Origin of the sequence: Cobetia sp. MMG027 (assembly GCF_027947415.1) — a bacterium.
Classification (GTDB): domain Bacteria; phylum Pseudomonadota; class Gammaproteobacteria; order Pseudomonadales; family Halomonadaceae; genus Cobetia; species Cobetia marina.
This window is the reverse complement of record NZ_JAQJIO010000004.1, coordinates 179,019-199,010: the sequence shown is the minus strand read 5'-3', so window position 1 is coordinate 199,010 and position 19,992 is coordinate 179,019. Positions and strand designations below refer to the sequence as shown.

Sequence of the window (19,992 nt, the reverse complement as noted above, 5' to 3'; positions counted from 1 at the left end):
ATGACGCCATGATTCAGGTAGTCGATTCAGGTACACTCTGCGCGCCATTTCGGTGCGTGGCCTGACTGCGACGACCAGCAGTCCGCCGACCAGCGAGATGGTACGCGATTCACGGCCTGTACTCAGGGCAAGAACCCGTCAAACTCTCGAGATCCACATGAAGCTCATCGTCAAACTTGTCCTCGGCATCATCGCCGGTCTTCTGATCGGTCTGATGGCCCCGGATATCGTGGTCCGCGCGGCGCTGACCGCCAAGGTCATCATCGGCCAGCTGATCAACTTCACCATCCCGCTGATCATCCTGTTCTACGTGATGAGTGGCATCGCCTCTCTGCCGAAGAATTCAGGCGCCATGCTCGGACGCACCGTCGGCATGGCCTATGGCTCCACCATTCTCGCTGGCATCTTCGCCTTCCTGGTCGCCAGCAATCTGCTGCCGGGCATGCTGTCCGGCATGGCGACCGTGGCCGAAGGCCGCGACGCACTGGCCCCCTTCCTCGATCTCGAGATTCCGGCCGCGTTGCCGGTGATGACGGCGCTGGTACTGGCCTTCGTCTTCGGTGTCGTCATCAGTCGTCGGGAGCTTCCGACCCTGAAAAGCGCAGTATTTGAATCACGTGAAGTGGTCGACGTGTTCCTCAACAGCGTCATCATCCCGCTGCTGCCGCTGTTCATCGCCGGTACCTTTGCCGAGATGGCCTATGAGGGCAAGGCACTGTCGACACTGGATACCTTCTGGAAGGTGCTGGTGCTGGCCATCGTGATGCACTGGATCTGGTTGAGCACGGCCTATCTGATCACCGGGCTCGTCCAGCGTCGCTCGCCGCTGGGACTCCTGCGCAACATGCTGCCCGCCTATCTGACGGCGCTGGGCACCATGTCCTCCGCCGCGACCATTCCGGTCAGCCTGCGTCAGACCAAGGCCAACGGGGTCAGCGATGAAGTGGCGGATTTCAGCGTGCCGCTGTGTGCCACCATCCATCTGTCAGGCTCCACCATCACCATCGTGACCTGCGCTACCGCCGTGATGATGATGAGCCATGACCTGGCCATCGCCAGTCTCGGCGAAGTCGTCCCCTTCCTGATCATGCTGGGCCTGACCATGATCGCCGCGCCCGGTGCGCCGGGCGGCGCCGTGATGGCCGCACTGGGCGTGCTGGGCAGCATGCTCGGCTTCGGCGAGGCGGAACTTGGCCTGATGATCGCGCTGTATCTGGCACAGGACAGCTTCGGCACCGCCACCAATGTCACCGGCGACGGCGTGATCGCGCTGTGGGTCGACCACTTCGCCCGCCGCGATGGCGTGGTCGCGGAAAGCGATGCCCGAGCGCTTGATGAGCAGGCCGCGCGTTCACGCTCCTGAAGCAGGCCACCCGAGTGTCACGGACTGATCTCCAGGGCGTTCGGGACAACCGCTGCACACGAAAATGCCCCGCCACTTCTCGAGTGGCGGGGCATTTTCGTGTGCAAGGCTTCCACATGCTCAAGGTGAGGCATGACGCCGCGCCGCGCCTGACACCATGCCCGCGAACGGCTACCATGAGCGCCCACGCGTGAGCGCTGTCATGGCGGTGAGTTACCGCCTCTCTGTTACCGTTGCCGGAGTGCCAGATGTCCCTGCTTGACTCTTTCCCCCTCACCCCGCGTGCCCAACGCCTGCCCCTGCGACACACACTGGCGGCCTGGTGCCTCGCCGGTGGCAGCTTGATGCTGGCCCAAAAGGCCAGTGCCCTGGAGATCGGCATGCCTGCCGACGCCGGTGTCAGCGCCAGCCCTGCCGTCGTGCTGGAAGCCGAAGGTACCCACGAGGACTCACTGCGCGAACCGCTGACCCTGACGCAATTCGCCAGTGCGGATGAGGTGATGAAGGGGCTGCGTGATGGCACGCTGGACGCCGCCTACCTGACGCCCTGGAATCTCAAGGCACTGGCCGAGAGCGGCGTGCCGCTGCGGGTACTGGATGGCGCGGACCTGGATGATGTCAGCCTGGTCGCACGCGATGAGCTGATCCGCTATACCAAGCTGTTCGAGCCGCAGGAAATGCTGATCCGCTTCCTGAATGACACCACGCGTGCAGTGCGGGTGGTGATCAGCGACAGTGATGCGCGCTCGCATCTGGCGCTCAAGCAGTGGATCGAGGTCAAGGTCGGTTCCAGCATGCAGCTGGTGAGCCCGCGCTCGCTGGAAGCGCTGGAAGGTGATGAGTACGCCGGCGATGCGCCCAAGGCGCTGATCAACAGTCGCAAGATGCATGCCGCCTTCCTGGGTGGCGATGACGCCTCCCGTCTGGTGGCCCTGCACCCGCTCTCCAAGGATTGGCTGCCGCGCGCCAACATGCTGGATCTTCCGCGCATGCTGCTGGTCAGCCGCGCCGACATCGCCGATGACGCTCTCGATGCCGAGCTTCAACAGCTGGGCCAGGCCCACGCCGCGGCACAACGCACCCTGCATCAGGAAGACCCGACGAAGGCGGCCTTCATGCTCAAGCAGGAGTGGCCGGTCCAGGCCGGTGAAGCGCCAAGCCTGCCTCAGGTGGTACATGCGCTGAATGGCGATGCGCTTGCCGTCAGTGACATGCGTCAGGCGCTCAATGACTGGCTGGGCGAGCAGCAGGCCAAGGTCACCTGGCCCGAACTCCAGCCGTGAGTGACGGTCATGAGAGACAGTCGTGAGCCGTCTTGATCCCAGACTGTCTTGCCCCTCAGGCCGCCTCGGACCGTCAAACGCCAGGCGCGTCAGCCAGAGACAAAAAAACCCGCCAATTGGCGGGTTTTTTCATTCATCAGCGACGATCAGGCGTCCAGCGCTTCCGCGATCTGGGACTGAGCCTTGGGACCGATACCCTTGACCTCAGCGATCACGCCGTCAGCGTGGGCCTTGCGGACCTTGGCGACGTCATCGTAGCCGGCTTCGGTCAGCGCGCGGATAGCTGCAGCGTTCAGACCCAGGTCTTCCAGGGAAGCGGCGTCTGCGGTGTCCTCGGACTCCGCCTGCTCTTCAGCGGCTGCCATCGGCATCATGCGGGACTGGGCGATGGCCTGTTCACGGGCCAGACGCGCCTTGTACTGCACCAGCTTCTGGTTGAACTCGTGTTCGACCTGCTTGCGGTGCTTGTCAGAGGCTGCTGCCTTCTCGCTCAGACGCTCGTTGCGAGCACGCAGGTCCTCGACTTCCTTCTTTGCCTTGTCACGGGCATTGCGGAGCTTGTCGGCTTCCTTGCTGGCTTCACGCAGCTGACGCTCCAGCTCCTTGATGCGGGCGTTCTGGTCCTGCTTGGTGTCCTGCTCCTGAAACAGGGATGCAAGCTGATCGTCAAGAGTAGCGTCGGTCATACTGCTATGTTGCCTCGAATAATTGATAAAGAGCTAAAGTCTGGGCGCACATTCTACCGCAGTTCTTCAGTTTGTGCTGCATTTGAGCGCAACCGAGCGGGATGAATGTGATGTCGGTGTCCTGCCTGGCGCAATTTTACCCCATCCTCACCATAGCGCCAGCACTGGTTGTCTCTGGCGCCGGGTGAGCCTATCGGCCAGTCGTCGTGGCGGTCTTCACGCATGCCACGTCGACTGGCCAGGCAATTCCTGCCCCCTTCTCACGTTCACATTCACATTCATGTTCACATTCGCGCAAGAGGGGACGATCAAGGGCGCCTCAGTGCTTGCGCCATTCTTCCAGCTTGTCCGCCAACTGCTGGCGACGCGCATCAGGTGCCGCGAGAGAGGCACTCTGGTGACCTTCCCCGAAGCGATTCTCCAGGTAGTCCATCAGGTTGATCAGCTCGCCGTCGGTCAGATTGTCATCAAAGGCCGGCATGAAGACGCTGTGACCATTGTTCTCGCGCTGCACGCCATTGAGAATCGCCTGCGCCAGGTTGTCCGGATAGACACTGCCGGTCACGCTGTTGTGGAACAGCGAAGGGTAATAGCCATCCTGAGTGCCGGCACCATCCGCCCCGTGACACATGGCACAGTGGCCCAGATACAGGCGCACACCGGGGGTGGCATCCGTCAGCTGACCGATCAGCGCTTCGTCATCCGGGCGTTTGTCGAGCGGCTGACCGCGCAGCAACAGGACATCGTCAGCCGGTGCCCCCTGATTGAACCGCGTGGCGACCTGAGGCTCGCTAGCCTGCTCGGCTTCCGCCTGGCGATCGCCATCATTGATCGCCTCGCCCTGCTCACCCTTGCCATTCACGGCCGGGATGGACTTCAGATAGACGGCAATGGCACGCAGATCATCTTCGCTCATGTGACGCATGGAGTGCGTGACGACATCCGCCATCGGGCCGCCGGCCTGCGCCTTGCCCTTGAGGTTGCCAGTGGCGAGGTAGGTCTGGATATCCTGCTCACTCCAGCTGCCCAGACCATCCTGCATGTCCGGCGTCAGGTTGAAGGAGCGCCAGCCTTCGATCATCGCACCACCGAGATAGCCGTCCTCATCGCCTGTCAGCGCCTTCTCCTGGAAGGCGATGCCACGCTCGGTGTGACAGCTGCCACAGTGTCCCGGCCCCTGGACGAGATAGGCGCCACGGTTCCAGTCGGCGCTCTTCTCGGGGTCATCCTGCCAGGGCTCCAGCGGCGAGAAGATCTCTTCCCACAGCGCCATCGGCCAACGCATGTTGAGCGGGAACGGAATCTCGCTCTCACGGTTCGGCGTGGCGCTCGGCGTCACGTCATGCATGTTCCAGGCATAGAGTGACTTGATGTCGTCATCGGTCAGACGTGCATAGGATGGGAACGGCATCGCCGGATAGAGATTGTGGCCATCGGCCGCCTCGCCTTCGCGCAGTACACGGGTGTACTCCTCGAGGGTGTAGTTGCCGATGCCGTGTTCGGTGTCCGGGGTGATGTTGGTAGCGAAGATCTTGCCGACCGGCGTTTCGAAACCGAGGCCGCCGGCGTACTCTTCACCATCTTGCGTACTATGACAGGCAGCGCAATCACTGGCGCGTGCCATGTACAGGCCCTTCTCGATCAACGCCGAATCATTGGTGGCGGCCTTGTCGGCCTCCACCTGCCTGGCGTGCTCATCTTCACCACTGCCACAGGCGCTGAGCAACAGCGCACTGGAACCGGCAATGGCAGCAAGACGAATTGCACGGGCCAGACGCGCGGGACGGGCCGTGAGGCGGGCACCTCGGGCATTCTCATCAATGGCATCACGAATACCAGCAGTACGGGCGTGCGGGACCATGCTTATATTTCCTGTTCGAGCAGATCGGCAATACGAAGAGACAAGGCGGCAATCGTCAGAGTGCAGTTGACCGAGCCGACTGTCGGCATGCTGCCGGAGCTGGCGACGAACAGATTGTCGTGGCCATGCACTCGGCAATCGCGGTCCACCACGGATTGCGTCGGGTCATCTCCCATCAGGGTCGTACCGCAGATATGCTGGTTGTTGGAGAACTCATCACGGAACGCGATGTCCGTGCCTCCCATCAGCTTGGCGATGCGTGCATATTGCTCCCGCGTATGCACGGCGCTGCGCTTGACGTAATCATCGATAGCATAACGGAATTCCGGGCGCGGCAGACCAAGTGCGTCACGTTTTTTTGACGGCGTGATGCGATTGGCTGGCTCGGGCAGCAGCTCATGGAAGCTGTCGAACTGCACATAACGGCTGGCACGATTGTCGATCTGCGCCTGCAGGTCCGCGCCCAGCCTCAGGGGCGTTTCCGCCAGCACCTCGGTGGTCATCTGCTGAGTCCGGGCGATGTTGGAAAGGTGCAGCTTCTTGGAGGCGAATTCACGGCGGAAATCCCCGTCACGCCAGGTGATGATGGACGTCATCTCCTGGGGGCCACGGCCGGCCCACAGTGCCTCATCGGCCAGAAAGCTCACACCGGTACCCGGGTGATCCATCAGATGCCGGCCGACCATGTCGTTCTGGTTGCCCACACCGTCGGGGGTATGCGCATTCACCGACATCTGCATCAGCTTGGGCGTCTCGATGCCATTGGCCGCCAGCACCACCTTGGGTGCGCTCAGTCGATGCTGCTTGCCTTGCGGGTCGAGATAGCGCACCTCGCGAATCTTGCCGCTGGCATCGCTTTCCAGATGATGGACGATGGCATTGTCGATCAGTCGGGCACCGGCGCGCTCCGCCTTCTCGACGTGAATGATGCCGGAGTACATCGCCCCGATCGGGCAGATCGGCATGCAGTTGTTGTTGCCGCAGCAGGTCGGGCGGTCATCGTAGGGGCGGCTGTTGCGCGCCACCGGCTCGGTGACCATGTCAAAACCGTGGGGATTGATGCGCTCGCTGACCCGCCGTTCGTTCCACGACAGCGGCAGAGGCGCCATCGGATACTCGGCGCTGCGCGGGCTGCCGAGATCGACATCATTCGGCCCCCAGACACCCAGCGCCACCTCGGCCCGGAAGTAATAGTCTTCCAGGTCCTCATAGGCGATCGGCCAGTCGAGACCTACTCCATATTCGCTCTTGAGACGGAAATCGCTGGGCAGGAAGCGCCAGGCCGAGGCCGCCCAATGCCAGGTGGTACCGCCGACGGCGCGGATATACTGCGCGTCATAGGGCTGCTCACCCTTCTGGACGAGATAGTCGGCATTGTCGCCATGCAGCATGGGATGCGGTGCCGCCTTGCTGGCGGGATACGGCCCCATGAAGTCCATCTTGTCGGCCTGATTGCGAAAGCGCTCCACGATCTGCCAGCGCTCCAGGCGCGGGCCGGCTTCCAGCATGATGACCGCCTTGCCGGCTTCGGCCAGACGATGCGCGATCAGGGCACCGGCAACGCCGGAGCCCACCACGATCACGTCAGCGTCATACGTACGAGCTTCCTCAGCCATGCGGGGTTCTCCTCAAGGTGCTTTGCGTCACCGCAGCGGGACTGCGATGTCGTCAGGGCATTCGTTGCCGCCCGCTCTCATGGCGATGCTGGCAGATGAACGAGTGGGTTCAGGCAGGACGCTCGGCCCAGAAACCGGGACGATTCGGGCAATAGGTCCGCACGACCTGGACATCGCGGGGGCCTGCATACATGCCGGCATGTTCAAAGGCGATCACCTCGGCCTGCGGGTCGGTGGCAGATTGCCCCACCGTCCCCAACATCCAGGCCTGCAGCACGCGGCGCACCAGTGCCATCTCGGCTTCGCTCACGTCATCCTCGCGCAGATATTCACGCTGCTCCCCCAGGGCCAGGAGACGATCTCTAAGATCCACCAGCGTGCCAAGGCCCGGCACGCCATCGACGGGCGTGCGCGCCAGCGCCTCGAAGAACCGCTGCCCGAGACGCTCATTGAGGACTCTGTCACTCAAGAGCCATGCCGAGAGGGACATGAAGGCGGCAAAGGCGCCATCCTCATCCGTCTCCCGGGCACTGCTGGTGACCGTTTGCGCCAGCGCCGACAATGGCAGGCTGGTCAGTGTCGCGGCACCGACCCCGAGCAGACCACGCTTGAGCAGGCGACGCCGGGAAGCATCGACGCGTGCGATGTCATGAGTCGAATCAGGCAAGGCATCGGTCTCAGGCGAAGTCGTCATGGGGCTCTCCGGGCAATCATGGGAACAGATACGCACACTCGAGCACGCTGGCAGGCCAGCAGCAGGTCAAGCGGGAAACATTAACATTGGGTGAATGGTAACAATTGGCACCCCCTCATAGACGAAAGACTAATGAATCGTGCGTTCGCACTTGCGCAACCCTGTCATCGCGCTCGATGCAACCCGAGCGAACGCGGCAGGCCCCATCCCTCGCCCCGGGAGCGTGGCTTACGTCTTTCGCGGCGGCTGACGTTTTCAGTCATCTCGCGGCACAGTAGGATGTGGGCTTGATCCCTTCGTCATTCCAAGGATGGCCATCATGCTTCGCACCCTGCGTACCCCTCTCGCGTTGATTCTCACCACCACTCTGCTGGCAGGTTGCGAGAGCGCGTCCCGTATCGCCGACAGCATTTCCCTTCCGGACTTCGGCAGCACCACTGCCTCCGAGGACGGCGATCAGCGCGTCAAGCGGACAGTGGCCTTTCCGGAGGCGGAGTACGCCAAGCTCGACAAGACGGGAACCTCGGTCATCAAGGGCCGCATGTCCTATGACTGGCAGGGTCAGACGATCCATGCCAACCGGGCCGGCATCTCCATTGCCCCCGTCACCACCTACTCCGCGGAAGCCGCGGAACTGGCACTGGCCGGCAAGACGGCAGAGCGCGCCGACCCGCGTGCCCAGGCCTATACCCATATCGTGCGCACCGACAGCAATGGCTACTTCAATGCCACCGGCCTGCCCGCCGGCACCTTCTATGTCGCCGGCGTCATCAAACTGCCCGATGGCACCCGCAGCCCGCTCATCCTGAGCCAGGTGCAGGTCGGGCGTGGTCAGACACGCAATATCGAACTGAGCCGCTGAGCGTGCTGAGCCCAGACTCCCGCGAGCCCCGGGCCTGCCACCCTGAGGGATGATCGACGAATGACCACGACACCATGACGGCACTCTCGTTACGTTCCTACACGCCACGCGCCGATGTGCATGATCACGAATATCCGCAGCTGGTGCTGCCGATCCGGGGCCATCTCGACATCCAGGTCGGCGGCTACACCGGTACCGTGGTCACCGGCGAATGCGTGATCATCCGCTCGGGCGAGACCCATCAGTTCCAGGCCCATGACGCGGCACGCTTCATCGTCGCGGACCTGGATTACCTGCCCGACAATCTCGCCGCCACTCGGCGCGTGGTGTTCTCCATCAGCACCCTGCTGATGAACTATCTGCTGTTTCTCGAAGCCCAGCTGCAGGGCAAGGTCGATGCGCGGATCGACCGTCTGGCCATCGAGCTGTTTCTGGGCCTGCTGGAGCGGCAGACCTGCGACAAGCGTGTCGATCGGCGTCTGCTCAGAGTGCTGGATGTCATGAACGAGCAGCTGGATCAGCCGCATGACGTGGCATCACTGGCGGCCCTGGCGCATCTGAGTCCTACCCAGTTCCACAAGATCTTTCGTGACAACCTGGGCGTCAGCGTCAAGCAGTACCTGACAGCGCGGCGCATGGAGCGCGCCCGTGCGCAGTTGATCCATTCCGACCTCAGTGTCCAGCAGGTCGCCGAGGCAGTGGGCTATCAGAACCTGTCGGCCTTCACGCGACGCTTCTCTCACCATTTCGGCATGACGCCGCGCGAGATGACTCGCCAGTACTCCAGCCTGACCATCTCCAGTTGAGCGTCTTCCCCTGACCTTCTTCAGCACCTCTCCCGCCCTTGTCACGGCGTTTCAGACGCCTGCTGGCTCACTTGGCTGTCTCCAGCAGAACGAAGCGTAGTTTCAGCACAATATCGATTCGCAATGAAGCGTAATCTCGTGGTCACCGAATCACCTTTCATTGCGAGCCATCAACCATGCAACACCGCTTCGCGAACGCTTCGCTCTCCCCGCTGCTCCAACGTCAGACCGGCAACCTGTGCGTACTGCTGGCTGCCTGCCTGTGGGGAACCACCGGCACGGCCGCCCACTTCAATCAGGGTGTGAGCCCGCTGGCCACTGGCGCCTTCGCCATGGGGGTGGGCGGCGTACTCCAGGCCATCCTGTCACGCCGCCATCTTCGCGCCGAGGCACACAAGCTGCTCGCACAGAAACACCTGGTGGCCTGGGGCGCTCTGTTCATCATCTGCTATCCCCTGGCCTTCTACTCGGCCATGGAATACACCGGTGTCGCGATGGGCACCGTCATCACCATCGCCACGGCCCCCTTGGCGGCCGCCGCACTGGAATATCTGCTGGACCGCAAGAAGGTCACTGCCAGCTGGTATGCCGCACTGACGCTGGGAATGATCGGCGTCGCGCTGATGGCCATCGGCGAGACCGCGTTGCCTGAAGCCACGCCACTGCTGGAAACGTATGGCGAGGCGGCGATGCTCATGGATGAGCGCAAGCTCATCGGCATCGCCCTGGGGATCGTGGCCGGCGCAAGCTACGCCACCTATTCGCTGCTCGCCAGACGCATGATGTTGCAAGGCACCCACGGGCGTGCGGCGATGGGCTGCCTGTTCGGCACCGCCGGTGTGCTGCTGCTGCTCGGCCTCGGAGGCGCCAGCCTCATCCACGACCCGCGCCTGTTCGCCACGCCGGTGAATGCCAGTGTCGCCATCTACATGGCGCTGATTCCCATGCTGCTGGCCAGTCTGGTCTTCGGGCGTGGGCTGGCCAGCGTGCCCATCAGTCGCGTCACCATGCTGACCATGTTCGAGCCGCTGGTGGCAGGCGTTCTGGCGGTCGTGGTGGTCGGCGAGCAGTTCACCATGATGGGGGCGATCGGCATGCTGTTGATCATGACCTGCCTGATGCTGCAGCTTCGCTCCCGTGCCCCCAGGCCCCCGACGGCCAGTCCGCAGCCAGCGCCCACCGCATGGGCAAGGGCCTCCCACGCATCACGACGCCCTGACCTTGAGGCAGAGCGGGCGTCTGATCTGGAGACTGACCTGGCGACGGGGCTCTGGACTGGCAGCGATAGCGGGCAGGAGTCCGTCTGCGAAAGCGTCGCAATGCTCGACTACCCCGCAGAGAGCCAGCACGGCTGGTCCCATGCGGCAGTGGAGTCCGGCGACAGGACACCACGTTGAACGGATCTCACTGAACGGATCTCACTAAACGGATCTCACTGAACTGGCCTCACTGAGCCGGTTGCGCTGAGCTGACGACGGGGCGCAGACCGCAGTGACTCCCCGCGTTGTCGTGATCATGACAGAAAGTGGTTTCAGCACACTCTGCGTGCTCGCGGCATGCATGGCGAGCCGACGAGAAAGAGCGCACCTCTCACGCCAAAGGAATGCCTGGATGACAACGATCTCTCCTCTGACCACCCAACCCTCGAAGTCGGGAGTGCTGGGCAGCCTGGCGGTGCTGTTTGCGGCGCTGCTGTGGGGCACCACCGGCACGGCGGCCCACTTCAATCAGGACGTCAGTCCGCTGGCGACCGGTGCCTTCGCCATGGGCGTTGGTGGGCTGCTTCAGGCAGTGATCGCACGGCCCAATATCTTGGGCTGCCTGGGCCTTTTGATGGCGCAGAAGTGCCGGGTATTGCTCGGCGCCGTATGTGTCGTCATCTACCCGCTGGCCTTCTATACCTCGATGCATCTCGCGGGCGTCGCCATCGGCACGGTGATCACCATCGCCACGGCGCCCCTGGCGGCCGCGATACTGGAGCGCCTGTTCGGTCACCATCGACTCACGCCGAGCTGGTATCTCAGCCTCGCACTGGGCATCGCCGGGGTGGTGATGATGGCATTGGGCGAAACGGGCTATCAGGGCATGACGACGCCCCTCGCCACGGGGCAGAGTGCTGACGGTCGCCTTGCCTTCACTGATGAACTGGCGCGCCTGGCGGGTATCGCGCTGGGCATCATCGCCGGGGTGACCTACGCCGCCTACTCGCTGATCGCACGGCACATGATGGAAGGTGGTATCCACGCTCGCGCGGCCATGGGCAGCCTGTTCGGCGTCGCCGGCATCGCGTTGATCGCAGGCCTGGGCCTCAGCATGCTGGTGGCAGACCCGCGCCTGTTCGCCACTGCCGGCAACGCAGGCGTAGCACTCTACATGGCACTGGTACCGATGTTCCTCGGCTATCTCGCCTTCGGCTATGGCCTCAAGACCATCGCCGCCAGCAAGGCCACCCTGCTCACGCTGTTCGAGCCGCTGGTCGCTGCGCTGCTCGCCGTCACCATCGTCGGAGAACATATCGCCCCGCTCGGCTGGCTCGGCATGGTACTGATTGCCGTCTGCCTGGTGATTCAGGTGAGGCCGAAAACGATCTGAAGAATGCCTGGAGCCTGAACAACAGAAAGCCCCAGCCTGAGGATCAGGCTGGGGCTTTCTGTGTTACTGGGCATGAACTCTCGGCCTAACGCCGTCTCGATCACTCGCCGTGAAGAGCGTGCGACGTCAATGCGAGGCAAGCTCGGCGGCATCAACTTGCGGCGTTATGCGGCGTACGCCCTTGGCATCCTGCGCGTAGGCACGATGGCGCACATCCCAAAGCTCCACAGCATGCTGGATGTTGAGCCAGAACTCCGGCGTATTGCCTAGCGCAGCCGCCAGCTTGATCGCCATCGGGGCCGTCAAGGTCCCCTTGTCATGAACGATACGGCTCAGGGTATTTCTGTGCACTCCCATCGCCTCGGCCAGTGTACGGATGTCGATCTCCATCGGCTCCAGAAACTCTGCCGTCAACATCTCGCCTACCGTCAGTGGGCGCCGCTGGGTGTTTCTCATCACTGCTACCTCCTCTAGCCCTTGTCAGCATGCGGGTCTAGATATGTTTGATGGGCAATCCCTGCCTCCCATCGAAAGATGAGTCGATACTGCTTGTTGACGCGAATCGAGCAATAACCTGCGAGATTGCCCTGGAGATGCTCGAAACGATTGCCTGGCGGAATCCTCAAATCAGACTCCTGGCTTGCGGCATCGAGAATCTGCAACTTGCGATAAAGCGAACTTGAGAGCGCCGCAGGTATCTTGCGGTGGCCAACATCTTGCTCGTAGAAGCTCTCGAGCCACACATCCCTGAATTCCACCGCCATGGCAGCACCTTTTTCCACCATTCTATGCACAACCATGTTGTGCATCAAGTGACTCTCCCCTGAGGTGGCTCTACCCTGACGTTTCTCTCCCCCATGAAAAACGCCCAACGAGTCCAGGACTCGTTGGGCGTGTCGTATTCCTCTGCCCTTCACATCAGGCGATCAGTCACTCATGCCGCCGTCTTGTCGGCCAGTTCGACCTTGGCAAGCTTGATCAGCCCGCCGTAGACGACGAAGGCGACCACGACACCCACGACCGGCGGCATGAAGGGGGAGCTCCAGGCACACAAGCAGGCGATGGCGTAGGCGGCGAGGCCCGGCCAGTGGTAATCCACCTTGGGCATCTCGGCGAGACGCGGATACTGGCCTCTGTGGCCGAGCCAGAAGTTGGCCATGATCACGCCGCCGATCGGCGGAATGAAGGTGCCGAGCAGAATCAGGAACGGGATCAGCCACTCATACATGCCGAGTACCGCCAGCACCGTGCCGATGGCCGCGCCGCCCAGGGTGACGCGCTGACGATGCGGCGTGCGCAGCAGGTTGCAGCCGGCGATGGCGAAGTTGTAGATGGTGTTGTCCTGGGTGGTCCAGATATTGAGAAACAGCATCAACACCGCTAGGCTGACCAGCCCCTGGGCAATCATCACATCGACGATATCGGCCTGCTGATAGATCATCGCGCCGAGCGCACCGGTCAGCACCATCAGACCATTGCCGACGAAGAAGGCCGCCAGCGTGGCGATCACGGCGATCTTCGGCGAGCGTGCGAAGCGACTCCAGTTGGTCGCCTGGGTGCCGCCACTGATGAAGGTACCGATCACCGCCGTGATGGCGGCTGTCCAGCTCATGGAATCCGTGGGCGTCAGTGCCGCGAGTCCCGCCATGCCACCGACATCGACCATGCCGGTATAGAGACTGAACAGGATGAACAGCAGCATGGCCGGCACGGCAACGCGCGAGAGCATGTCCAGGCCGCGATAGCCGATCATCGCCGTCAGGCAGAAGGCGAAACCGAAGATGACCATCAGCGGCGTGGTCAGCCATTCCGGCAAGCCGAGTGTCTTGACCAGCACGATGGCGATGGTCGCGGTGCCCCAGGCGTACCAGCCGATCTGGGTGAAGCCGAGCACGAAGTCCGACAGACGGCTGCCCTTCTCGCCAAAGCACAGGCGCCCCATCAACACCGAGTTGAGGCCGCTCTTGCAGGCGATGTAGGCCAGCGCCGCCGCATAGCTCCCCAGCAGCAGATTGCCGATCACGATGATCCACATCAGCTCATTGAGCGCGAAGGCCGCGCCCAGTGACCCACCGGCCCACATGGTGGCGGTGAAGAAGGTGAAGCCGAGCAGCACCATTGAAGTGGAGAGCAGCCCACGTCGTGCCGAAGCGGGGACTTCGCTCAAGGGATAGTCATTGCCTGCGGCCGAAGCCAGCGGTGAGGTCTGTGAAGTTGATGAGCGGTCATCTGCCATGCGGGGTATCCCTCGGACTCGTGCATCGCGCATCGCGCATCGCGCCGAGTCTCTTCGTGTGAGGCCGTGTCAGCCGGAGTAAGGTGCCATGCTCTCTCGCCACCTGGCAGATCGCTCTCATGGAACGCTGCGCTCGACGGGCAGCGCGTCGGTCGATGAGAGCCTGCCAACCGCTGGCGAAGTGCGGATGAGCGGGACTGGCGGTCGCCACCCTACCACCACGCAAGAAACGCGCCAGTCCTTGAGATGCCCGCGTACCTGTCCGCGGACTGCCCGGCGCCATAACTTGTCCTTGGCGTCAGGATCTCGCGCTGGAGGGGGTGTGAGGCAGTCATTGGCGCAGCAATGCCCTCTATGCCGTATCGCTTGCGTCACTTGGCCGGTGATGGCGCAAGATCCCCGTAAGATGCCCTCAATATGGCAGTGATCCACAAAAACGCCACGCGGCGCACTCTTTCAGTGCAGCGCGTGGCGTTGATCGCATCGTCCTTCCTCCACGCCATAACCTGACGCCAAGTGCAGGATGCAAATTTTTTCAGACATTCCCGGTCAGAGGCGTCCTCAAGCGCTTGCCAGCACTCCTTCACTGGCATTGACCTCTTCGCTGTCCATCAGACGCAATCTGACAGGCACCGATTTCGAGGCCGGCGTATTGCTGCGCGCATCACGGTGATCCAGCGGAATCAGGTCATTGGTTTCCGGGTAATACGCTGCCAGACAGCCGCTCGGGATATCGTAGGCCTTGAGCTTGAAACCGGCCATGCTGCGCTCGACACCATCCTCACTCACGGTTTCCATACGCACGCGCTGGCCCTCGGACAGGCCGAGCGTTTCGAGATCCTGCGGGCTGATCATCACCACCATGCGCGTCCCGTAGACGTCCCGATAGCGGTCATCATTGGAATAGACGGTGGTGTTGAACTGATCATGGCCCCGCATGGTGCTGAGCAGGAAGGTACTGTCCATGTCCAGCGTCTCGTGGGTGACCTTGTCGAGGCCCTGCTCATCGGTGCCAAGTCCCTCGGGGAACAGGAAGTTGGCGCGCCCGGAGTCGGTGTGCCAGATGCGCTCACGCGGGGCGATGCGGATGTGGAAGCCACCCTGCGCCAGGCGGGCATTGTAATCCGGGAAGATCTGCGGGAAGACCTGTTCGATACGGTCGCGAATGCGCGCGTAATCCGCCTGCAACCAGTCCCAGTCCAGGGTGGGATGCGCCGGCAGAGTGGCCTTGGCCAGCTGACAGGTGATGGCGATCTCGGAGTGCAGGCTGGCATCCGCCGGCGCCATCACGCCGCGCGAGGGCGAGACGTTGCACATGCCGTCCTCGACACTGGTGGTCTGCTCCGCGCCCTTGCCATCGGCGCCGGCCTGCAGGTCGCGCTCGCTGTGACCCAGCGTCGGCAATACCCAGCCGTGCTTGCCGGGGTGCAGATGGCTGCGATTGAGCTTGGTGGCGATATGCACCGTCATGTCCAGCTCGTGCACCTTCTCCACGATGCGCTTCTGGTCCGGAATCGCGCGGAAGAAGTTGCCGCCCATGCCGATGAAGGCCCGTGTCTCGCCGCGCAGAATCGCCTCGCAGCATTCGGCGACATCATGGCCATTGTCCCGTGGGCACTGGATGTCGAAGACGCGATCGAAGGCATCCAGCATCGCGCCGTTGGGGAGGTTCTCGATACCGACGGTACGATCCCCCTGCACGTTGGAGTGGCCGCGCACCGGACAAGGCCCGGCGCCCGGCTTGCCGATATTGCCGCGCAACAACAGCAGATTGACGATCTGCTGGATGGTATCGCCACCCCGCGCATGCTGAGTGATGCCCATGCCCCAGCAACAGATCACGCGCTCGGCCTCAAGATAGGTCTGCGCCGCCTGCTCCAGTGACTCCCGTGACAGGCCGGACATCTCGACCAGATCCTGCCAGTCAAGCTTGCGGCAGTGATCGGCGAAGGCCTCGAAGCCGTGGGTGTGCTGGGCGATGAAGTCATGATCCAGCAGCCCCACCGCATGCGGATTGCGCTCACGCAGTGCATCGTCGGCCTCGATCACGTACTTGCACATCGCCTGCACGGCAGCGAGGTCACCGCCGATGCGCAGTTGATGGTACTGGGTGCTGATCTCGACGCCCTTGCCGCTCAGCATGTCCCTGGGCGATTGCGGGTCGGCAAAGCTCACCAGCGCCCGCTCGCGCAGAGGATTGAAGCTCACCACCTCGGCACCACGGCCACGCGCCTCGTGGAGATCGCCCAGCATGCGGGGACTGTTGGTGCCGCTGTTCTGACCGAAGATGAAGATGGCATCGGCCTGCTTGAAGTCCTCGAGATTCACCGTGGCCTTGCCGATGCCGATGGACTCCGGCAGCGCCCGCGAGGTGGTCTCGTGACACATGTTCGAGCAGTCGGGGAAGTTGTTGGTGCCGTACATGCGCCCGAACAGCGAGAACAGGAAGGCCGCCTCGTTGGAGGTGCGCCCCGAGGTATAGAACTCGACCTGGTTCGGGTCCTCATACTGCTTGAGACGCTCACCGATCTCGGCGTAGGCCGCCTCCCAGCTGGTCACCTCGTAACGGTCCTGCTCGGCGTTGTAGCGCAGCGGGTGCGTCAGGCGCCCTTCCTTCTCCAGATGATGATCCGACCACTCGCGAAGCTGGCTCACGGTGTTCTGAGCGAAGAGTTCATCGCTGACGCGTTCACGCGTCGCCTCCCACGCCAGCGCCTTGGCACCGTTCTCGCAGAAATTGGCCCCCTTGGGCTTGTCACCATTCGGCCAAGCGCAGCTCGGACAGATGAAGCCATCCGGCTTGTTCATCTTCATCAGGCTGACATGCCCGGCGATCGGCAGGTGCTCCTGCCAGAGGAACGTCTCCACTGCCTTGAGCGATGGCCAGCCGCCGCCCGGCGGACGATCAAGCTGGCTGCCGGAAAGCTCGCGGGAAAGGTCAGGCGCATGGGACCCCTTGTGGCCGAAGGTGCTGGAAGAGGCGGGCCGGGACGTAGGCGCGTCGTGTGACATGTCAGAACTCCTGCGCGGTGCGTGCTCGATCAAGAAAGAGAAAGTAGCAGGCAAGATATGAGCGATACCTCATCTCTTGCTCTCGCGCGGGGGATTTTCAAGGGCAGCCGGCGTTGCGCCCTTGAAGTTCTTTCGATCCGCCACCAGAGTTGTACATACCTGACACAATGAGCTCGAGAAAATGCGCTGATACGGCGAGCCCCTGACAGACGTGAGCCATCCTCTGGAATGCTGGAACTCCAAAAGCTTGAAGGGAGAAGCTCAGAGTCCGGCAAGAAGAGAGACAGGCCACGCGTCTCGCCCAGCCACTCGACAAGCTGACGCTGATGAGGAGCCCGAACATGACCATCTTTGAAGCCCTGCGCGAGACCCACGACGAACAACGCCGCCTGCTGGACATGCTGCTCAAGACCGAAGGTGACAGCGAACCGCGCGATGACCTGTTCAAGCGCCTCAAGGAATCGCTCACCAACCATGCGGGAGCTGAGGAGCGCGCGCTCTACATCCCGATGATGGAACACGACATGACGCAGGAAAAGGCGCGTCACAGCGTGGCCGAGCACCATGAAATCGATGAGCTGGTCGAGAAACTTGAGACGACGGACTACAGCTCACCCGGCTGGCTGGCCGCCGCCAAGCAGCTCGAGCATCTGGTGACTCACCATCTGGACGAGGAAGAGCAGGAAGTCTTCCAGCTGGCCGGTCGCGTCTTCGACGACGCCACCAAGCAGCGACTCGCCGATGAGTACCTGAAGGACATGAAGGCACGCGAAGCGGCCTGATATGTCGCCTGATGCCTGACGCCTGACGCCTGACGCCTGACGCCTGACGCCTGGCGCCTGACGCTCGACAATAGCCAGGCAGGAGATGACACGGGCTGGCCACATGACGTGGCCAGCCCGTTGTCGTTGATGGCGGTCGAGAAGTTGGCGAAAGAGGCTGACGCCCCGGCCGCACGACATTACCGGCGGCGGCTGCCTTTCGCCCCGGCCCCCTTGAATGAGCCGCCAGCACGCTTGCCCTTCTTCTCTCCCTTGCCCGCCCCTGGCCCGGACTCGGAGGTCGCGGAACGCCCGACATGACGTGCGATCCAGATCGTATGCCTGGCTCCGGACGTGCCATGGGCATACACCTGACGTGCCTCGGCCTTGAAACCGGCCCGCGACAAACGCTGCGAGAAACGCGCATCGGCCGTGGCCGACCACACTGCCAGAATGCCGGCAGGTCGCAGTGCCCTGGCGCATACCGCCAGCCCTTCCGCGCTGTAGAGCCAATCATTGTCGTCAGCGGTCAGCCCCTCCGGGCCATTGTCCACATCCAGCATGATGGCATCGAAACCGCCAGGTGCTTCGCGCAGCACCTCGGCCACATCGCGATTCTCGACGGTCGTGCGCGGATTGCGGATCGGATACCCCGCCTTGGCCCCCAGCGGGCCGTCATTCCAGGTGATCACGCCCGGCACCAGCTCGGCGACCACCACCTCGGCATCTGCCTTGAAGTGCGCAAGCGCCGAGGCCAGCGTGAAGCCCATGCCCAGACCGCCGATCAGGACACGCTGCGGCGCCGACGGCGTTCCGCGACTCTTCAGCAGGCCAGCAGGAATCTCTGCCAGCGCGTCTTCCGAGCCATGCATGCGGGTATTCATCAGCTGCCCCCCCTTGCCGCTCTCGATCTTGATGACGAAGTCCTCGCCATACTCGAACAGACAGAGCGAATCCGTGGTACCGGGGATCGGGGCGGTATCGAGCAGCACAAAACGTTTCATGGCATATCCAGGCTAGAAGAGATCACGCGACAATCGATACCTGCAGGCAACTCCAGCCGGGGCGACGCGCATTGACGCAATATCCCGCTGGCAGGCATCTGCATGATCCAGAGGAGCGTTATCCTACCAGCCATGCGCGTCATGGCGATAATGAGCCAGTCACTCCACAGGGATACCTGCCAGAAAGGGCAACAGCAGTGGCAACGGTTGAGAGACAACAGAGCCCCTGCAACAGAACTGGCACATTCTCGTGGTATCTCTAATACTGGCTAGGTGGTTACGAAAATCCACAATCGTTAATCAATGGAAGTTGCATAATGCAAAACGCTGGCGCGAAGGTGCCAGACACGCGGCAGCGATGCTCTCTGGCTTGAGCGCCAGCCAGACCACGGCCTGCTCGGGAGATCGTGCCCGCCAAGCACGTCTCTCGGGTCATTGCCTGACCCCGCCTTGAGGCGACACACTATGGGGAAAGGCGGTCTGCGGGACAGGCGAGATGGTGATTTCGCACGACGATTCACGCACGCAAACAACGACACCTATAACAGCGACGCCTGACAGAAAGACACTCTCACGTGGCGGCAGACGTCGTCATGACCAGCGAATGACACGCATCATCTGCACTCGGGACACCGAGTGCCATCTAGGGGAACCACCGATGCCACACACCAATCCAGAGCAACTGGCGACCATCAGTGCCGAAAAGGTAGAGGAACGCTTTCGCGGTCTGCATCCCATCGTCGCGCTGGTGTCAGCCACGCGACTGATGCAATACCTGGAGCGTGAGGGCCTGATGCTGCAGGCACACCGCCGCCTGTGTGCCTGCATCATCCGAGAGGCGCTGCCCACGCTGGAAGCCGGTCCGGGGCATGACCCCGAGAACCTGCCAGAGCTCAATGTCCAGGCCTCACCCCTGCAACGGGAGCAGGCGCTTGCCCCCGCCGTGGCCTCCGTCTCGCCGCAGGGGGCCCCCACCCCGGCGACTGTACACGATAAGCCACAGGGCGTCGTTTCCTGAGCCGTTGACACCTGGCCTGAGCCGAAGATGTCACCCCCGCCCGATGCTTTCCCCTGAGCAACGGGCGTTTTCATTGGTGGCATGACCCGGCCCCACATGAACATCAAGTTTTTTGAATGTAGGGGTTTGAATCCGCACGAAGATCCACATGTCATTCAGGTAGGCGTTCGCGTCTGAAGGCGATTGCGTCGTCATCAT

17 protein-coding genes are annotated in these 19,992 nt (G+C 62.5%); 8 read left to right on the top strand and 9 right to left on the bottom strand.

Annotated elements, in window-relative coordinates; all coding sequences use genetic code 11:
* Nucleotides 1-157: 157 nt before the first annotated feature.
* Both PJK54_RS06730 and PJK54_RS06725 read left to right on the top strand, forming a co-directional pair.
* On the top strand, nucleotides 158-1,363 hold the full coding sequence (locus tag PJK54_RS06730) for a dicarboxylate/amino acid:cation symporter (protein ID WP_271302538.1): 1,206 nt from the start codon (nucleotides 158-160) through the stop codon (nucleotides 1,361-1,363).
* Nucleotides 1,364-1,611: 248 nt separating this feature from the next.
* Nucleotides 1,612-2,646 (top strand): hypothetical protein, encoded by a 1,035-nt coding sequence (locus PJK54_RS06725; protein WP_271302537.1) that lies wholly within the window; start codon nucleotides 1,612-1,614, stop codon nucleotides 2,644-2,646.
* 146 nt (nucleotides 2,647-2,792) lie between these two features.
* On the opposite strand, the gene PJK54_RS06720 is transcribed toward PJK54_RS06725, so the two are convergent.
* The 4 genes from PJK54_RS06720 to PJK54_RS06705 all read right to left on the bottom strand — a co-directional run bounded on the left by PJK54_RS06720 (nucleotide 2,793) and on the right by PJK54_RS06705 (nucleotide 7,503).
* The gene (locus tag PJK54_RS06720; protein ID WP_077376142.1) at nucleotides 2,793-3,332 is read right to left on the bottom strand and encodes a hypothetical protein; all 540 of its coding nucleotides are present in this window, start codon (nucleotides 3,330-3,332) and stop codon (nucleotides 2,793-2,795) included.
* 319 nt (nucleotides 3,333-3,651) lie between these two features.
* On the bottom strand, nucleotides 3,652-5,193 hold the full coding sequence (locus PJK54_RS06715; protein WP_271302536.1) for a c-type cytochrome: 1,542 nt from the start codon (nucleotides 5,191-5,193) through the stop codon (nucleotides 3,652-3,654).
* A gap of 2 nt (nucleotides 5,194-5,195) precedes the next feature.
* Entirely contained in the window at nucleotides 5,196-6,809 is a 1,614-nt protein-coding gene (locus PJK54_RS06710) for a GMC family oxidoreductase (protein WP_077376139.1), read from the bottom strand.
* A gap of 109 nt (nucleotides 6,810-6,918) precedes the next feature.
* Nucleotides 6,919-7,503: a sugar dehydrogenase complex small subunit gene (locus tag PJK54_RS06705; protein WP_077376136.1), complete on the bottom strand. Its 585-nt coding sequence runs from the start codon at nucleotides 7,501-7,503 to the stop codon at nucleotides 6,919-6,921.
* Between the two features lie 319 nt (nucleotides 7,504-7,822).
* Between PJK54_RS06705 and PJK54_RS06700 the strand changes: the two genes are divergently transcribed.
* The 4 genes from PJK54_RS06700 (at nucleotide 7,823) to PJK54_RS06685 (ending at nucleotide 11,763) form a co-directional block, all read left to right on the top strand.
* Entirely contained in the window at nucleotides 7,823-8,365 is a 543-nt protein-coding gene (locus tag PJK54_RS06700) for a carboxypeptidase regulatory-like domain-containing protein (protein ID WP_271302535.1), read from the top strand.
* Nucleotides 8,366-8,439: 74 nt separating this feature from the next.
* Complete coding sequence (locus PJK54_RS06695) at nucleotides 8,440-9,171, top strand: helix-turn-helix domain-containing protein (protein WP_271302534.1); 732 nt, start codon at nucleotides 8,440-8,442, stop codon at nucleotides 9,169-9,171.
* A 176-nt stretch (nucleotides 9,172-9,347) separates the two neighbouring features.
* Complete coding sequence (locus tag PJK54_RS06690) at nucleotides 9,348-10,568, top strand: DMT family transporter (protein WP_271302533.1); 1,221 nt, start codon at nucleotides 9,348-9,350, stop codon at nucleotides 10,566-10,568.
* A gap of 214 nt (nucleotides 10,569-10,782) precedes the next feature.
* Complete coding sequence (locus PJK54_RS06685; protein WP_271302532.1) at nucleotides 10,783-11,763, top strand: DMT family transporter; 981 nt, start codon at nucleotides 10,783-10,785, stop codon at nucleotides 11,761-11,763.
* A 126-nt stretch (nucleotides 11,764-11,889) separates the two neighbouring features.
* Here the strand turns inward: PJK54_RS06685 and PJK54_RS06680 are convergent, their stop codons facing one another.
* From PJK54_RS06680 to PJK54_RS06665, 4 genes are all read right to left on the bottom strand, one after another.
* Nucleotides 11,890-12,219, bottom strand: coding sequence for a HigA family addiction module antitoxin (locus tag PJK54_RS06680; RefSeq protein WP_077376121.1), 330 nt, complete (start codon nucleotides 12,217-12,219; stop codon nucleotides 11,890-11,892).
* Nucleotides 12,220-12,233: 14 nt separating this feature from the next.
* Nucleotides 12,234-12,572: a type II toxin-antitoxin system RelE/ParE family toxin gene (locus PJK54_RS06675; protein WP_279854579.1), complete on the bottom strand. Its 339-nt coding sequence runs from the start codon at nucleotides 12,570-12,572 to the stop codon at nucleotides 12,234-12,236.
* Nucleotides 12,573-12,697: 125 nt separating this feature from the next.
* On the bottom strand, nucleotides 12,698-13,999 hold the full coding sequence (codB, locus tag PJK54_RS06670; RefSeq protein WP_271302531.1) for a cytosine permease: 1,302 nt from the start codon (nucleotides 13,997-13,999) through the stop codon (nucleotides 12,698-12,700).
* A 561-nt stretch (nucleotides 14,000-14,560) separates the two neighbouring features.
* Nucleotides 14,561-17,011, bottom strand: coding sequence for an FdhF/YdeP family oxidoreductase (locus PJK54_RS06665; RefSeq protein ID WP_271302530.1), 2,451 nt, complete (start codon nucleotides 17,009-17,011; stop codon nucleotides 14,561-14,563).
* Nucleotides 17,012-17,352: 341 nt separating this feature from the next.
* On the opposite strand from PJK54_RS06665, the gene PJK54_RS06660 reads away from it, so the two are divergent.
* Entirely contained in the window at nucleotides 17,353-17,793 is a 441-nt protein-coding gene (locus PJK54_RS06660; protein WP_077376112.1) for a hemerythrin domain-containing protein, read from the top strand.
* Between the two features lie 179 nt (nucleotides 17,794-17,972).
* Here the strand turns inward: PJK54_RS06660 and PJK54_RS06655 are convergent, their stop codons facing one another.
* A complete protein-coding gene (locus PJK54_RS06655; RefSeq protein WP_240499723.1) occupies nucleotides 17,973-18,776 on the bottom strand; it encodes a spermidine synthase in 804 nt (267 codons plus the stop codon).
* A gap of 658 nt (nucleotides 18,777-19,434) precedes the next feature.
* On the opposite strand from PJK54_RS06655, the gene PJK54_RS06650 reads away from it, so the two are divergent.
* Nucleotides 19,435-19,794: a hypothetical protein gene (locus PJK54_RS06650; protein WP_077376109.1), complete on the top strand. Its 360-nt coding sequence runs from the start codon at nucleotides 19,435-19,437 to the stop codon at nucleotides 19,792-19,794.
* The last annotated feature ends 198 nt before the right edge of the window (nucleotides 19,795-19,992 follow it).